This is a genomic window from Plasticicumulans sp., assembly GCF_035331805.1.
Taxonomy (GTDB): Bacteria; Pseudomonadota; Gammaproteobacteria; order Competibacterales; family Competibacteraceae; genus Plasticicumulans.
On sequence record NZ_DAOLKE010000083.1, the window covers coordinates 1 to 3,133 of the forward strand.

The following is a 3,133-nucleotide window of genomic DNA, read 5'->3' on the forward strand; positions in this document are numbered from 1 at the left end:
GGCAGCAGCAGGCAGGGCGGGATCGGTCTGATCATTCGCATCGCTCCGTCGCTCCGTCGCTCAGTCGTTCCGGCGCATCCGGCGCGGTTTCTTCGGGGGCGGCAGCGGCAGGGCCGCGGCGGTCGCGATCAGCAGTTGCTGCAGGCGCCCGGGCGTGTCGAGTTCGGCGTCGAGCCGGAAATGCGCCCTGGCATTCGGGTAGGGATGGTGTGCCGGCGCGCGCCCGAGCAGCGCCTCGCCGGCGGCGCTCGGCTTCAGGAACAGCTGGTCGTCGCAGATCAGCGCGACGACCCGGCCGTCAAGATAGAGCGCGTATTCGCCGAACATCTTGCGATGGCCCAGCGCCGGCCCGAGCCCGGCCTGCGCGCAGACGTATTCGACGAAACCGGCGTGCGAGGCCATGGGGGCGTCCTCCGGGCTGCGGGTTCAGAGATCCGGATCGACCCAGTACTTCGTACCCTCGATCGCGCCTCGGGCCATCAGCCCGTCCTGGCTGAGCGGGTAGATCAGGATGCCGTCGCGGGCTTCGATATCGGTCACATCGCTGCCGCTGCTGCCGGCGCGGGCCGTGGCGCTCGCCTCGCCGCCGAACTGCCAGCCCTGCTCCATGAAGCGTTTCAGCGTGTCGCGCTTGCGGAAGATCAGCACCAGGTTCAGCTCCCGGGCACCGAGCCCGAGGCCGACGCCGACGCTGGCCGAGCGCATCCAGACGTCCTTGCCGGTCAGGTTGTCGTGTACGACGCCGCGCCCGCCGCCGCCGCCGATGAACAGCACGTGCACGCCGGTGCTGCTGAACACCGCGTAGCCGGCCGCGCCGCGCACCTGCGTGCGTGCCTTCGGCTCCAGCGCGTACAGGGTTTTCAGGGTTTCGCTGCGCATCTGGCGGATCGCGGCCCGGGTTTCGGCCGGCGTCGGTGCATCGGCAGCGAAGGCCGGCAGCGTCACGGCGAGCAGCGGCAGCAGCAGGCCCAGCAGTCGGGGAAGGATCGGATTCATGGGCGGGCATCCCGGTGGCGCAGCGTGGTGGCGAAGCGCTCGGTCAGCAGCGGACCGAGCACCGAAGTCACGACCATCAGCACGATGACGCTGTTCAGCACCGTTTCGGTGATCAGCCGTTCGCCGTCGGCATTCAGCGTGTTGTAGGCCGTCAGCGCCACGGCCAGCGTCGCGGCCACCTGCGGCAGCGACAGCGACCACATCAGCAGCGTCTCGCGGCGCGCATAGCCGTACACCGGCCCGGTCACCAGCGCGGCGGCGAGCTTGCCGAGCAGCAGCGCGGCGATGATCGTGGCGACGAACGGCAGGCTGGTCTGCAGCGTCGCCGCGAACACCGGCAGGTCGAGCCGGTAGCCGATGATCACGAAGAAGAACGGGATGAACAGCGTCGCGCCGAGGAATTCGATCCTGCCGCGCACGGGGCCGTGGCCGATCACGCGGTTGACCGCCAGCCCGGCGAAGAAGGCACCGACGATGTCCTCCAGCTCGATGGCCTTGGCGCCCATCGCCGCGAACAGCAGGCAGAGCACCGCAAACAGGAACATCGGCGCCTCGCGATGGCGCCAGCGGCGCACGAAGCGCACGCCGAGCCATGGCAGGCCGATCAGCACCAGCACGCCGTAGACGCCGAGCGAGAACAGCTGCTCCAGCAGGCTCAGCCACGTGAAGCCGGTCGTGTGCACCGAGATGCACACGGCCAGCACCAGCAGCGAGGCGACATCGGTGAACACCGTGGCGCCGAGCGTGACGGTGACCACCTCGCTGCGCGCCAGGCCGAGGCGGCTCGCGATCGGCAGGCCGAGCAGCGTGTGCGAGGCGAGCAGCGAGCCGATCAGGAAGCAGGCGTTCAGCCCGAAGTCGAACAGCCAGCCGACGCCGATGCCGGCGAGCATCGGCAGCGCGAAGGTCGCGAGTCCGTAGCCGAAGGAGCGCAGCCGCGTCGCGTGGAACAGCCGCAGGTCGACCTCCAGTCCGGCGATGAACATCAGGAACACGCGGCCGATGCTCAGGAACAACTCGACGGTGCTGTTTTCGGGATTGCCGATCGCCAGCACCGATGGCCCGAACAGCACGCCGGCCACCAGCAGGCCGACAGCCCCGGGCAGGTGCAGGCGCTCGAACAGCGCCGGCATCAGCAGCACCGCGGCCAGCAGCAGCGTGAAGCGGTCGATCGGCTCGCCGTTGCGGAAATATCCGAGCAGCAGCTCGGGGGTCCAGCGTGGCAGCAGATACACGCTGGCAATGAGTGCGGCGGCGATCAGCAGCCACAGACGCAGACGACGCGACATGCGCAGACACTCCCGGAGGGATTTCGGGGTTGCGGCCACCACCGGGTGGTCGCGCGTCGCAGTATGGACGAATGTCGCTGCGCTGCCGCCGCGCCGTTGTGCCGGTCAGACCGCCACCGGGGCCGGCCTTCCACACCCGGGGCTTTTCCCGCACCATAGCGCCCCCCGCGGCCCCTGCCGCCGCCCCCTGTTTCCGCCGCTGCGGCTGTTGCCGTCGCCGCGCGGCCCGTCGCGACGCTGCCTGCGCGCCCGAATCCGCTGAACTCCGGACTTCCTCCCGATGAACATCAAAGACGAACTGGTTCGCCACTATCACTGGCTGCGCGTCTACGGCCTGAACGACTCGCACAGCGGCAACGCCTCGGTGCGCGAGGACGACACGGTCTGGGTGACGCCGACCGGCTGCTGCGCCGATCTGCTGAGCAGCGGCGATCTCGTCGCCTGCGACTTCGAGGGCCGCATCGGCCGCGGCGCCTCGCTCGATGCGCGGCTGCACGTCGCCGTCTACGGCAGCAATCCGCGCGCGCGCGCCATCCTGCACAGCCACGGGCCGTACACGGTGGCGATGACGATGGACAACGAGGAGTTCGTGCCGGCCGACTTCGAGGGCCAGTACTACTTCGGGCGCGTGCCGGTGATCACGATCCCGTTCGACCGCTACAAGGAGCTGGCGCCGCAGAAGGTCGCCGAGGTGCTGGCCGAGGTGCCGATCGCGGTCGTGCGCGGCCACGGCGTGTTCGCGGCCGCCGAAAACATCAACCTTGCCTACAAGTGGACCTGCTCGCTGGAGCTGTCGGCGAAGACCGCCTTCATCGCGCAGCAGGCCGGCAAGATCTGATGCCGGTCCG

The 3,133-nt window shown here is 69.5% G+C and carries 4 protein-coding genes; 1 reads left to right on the forward strand and 3 read right to left on the reverse strand.

Features of this window, described 5'->3' with window-relative positions:
• Positions 1-60 precede the first annotated feature (60 nt).
• From PKE44_RS08105 to PKE44_RS08115, 3 genes are read right to left on the reverse strand one after another with little or no spacing between them, the layout of a single operon-like run.
• Complete coding sequence (locus PKE44_RS08105) at positions 61-402, reverse strand: TfoX/Sxy family protein (RefSeq protein WP_324549898.1); 342 nt, start codon at positions 400-402, stop codon at positions 61-63.
• A gap of 24 nt (positions 403-426) precedes the next feature.
• On the reverse strand, positions 427-996 hold the full coding sequence (locus tag PKE44_RS08110) for a YSC84-related protein (protein ID WP_324549900.1): 570 nt from the start codon (positions 994-996) through the stop codon (positions 427-429).
• Positions 993-2,285 carry a cation:proton antiporter gene (locus PKE44_RS08115; RefSeq protein WP_324549902.1) on the reverse strand — a complete coding sequence of 431 codons (1,293 nt, stop codon included), beginning with the start codon at positions 2,283-2,285 and terminating at the stop codon, positions 993-995. Before PKE44_RS08115 ends, PKE44_RS08110 begins: the two co-directional genes overlap by 4 nt.
• Positions 2,286-2,565: 280 nt before the next feature.
• Here PKE44_RS08115 and PKE44_RS08120 point away from each other — a divergent pair, with 280 nt between their 5' ends.
• A complete protein-coding gene (locus PKE44_RS08120) occupies positions 2,566-3,123 on the forward strand; it encodes a class II aldolase/adducin family protein (RefSeq protein ID WP_324549904.1) in 558 nt (185 codons plus the stop codon).
• Positions 3,124-3,133: the final 10 nt, after the last annotated feature.

What these genes read in the sequence shown, in the direction of transcription:
- PKE44_RS08105 (WP_324549898.1), bottom strand. Translation starts at nt 402, where the DNA reads ATGGCCTCGCACGCCGGTTTCGTCGAATACGTCTGCGCGCAGGCCGGG.
- PKE44_RS08110 (WP_324549900.1), bottom strand. Translation starts at nt 996, where the DNA reads ATGAATCCGATCCTTCCCCGACTGCTGGGCCTGCTGCTGCCGCTGCTC.
- PKE44_RS08115 (WP_324549902.1), bottom strand. Translation starts at nt 2,285, where the DNA reads ATGTCGCGTCGTCTGCGTCTGTGGCTGCTGATCGCCGCCGCACTCATT.
- PKE44_RS08120 (WP_324549904.1), top strand. Translation starts at nt 2,566, where the DNA reads ATGAACATCAAAGACGAACTGGTTCGCCACTATCACTGGCTGCGCGTC.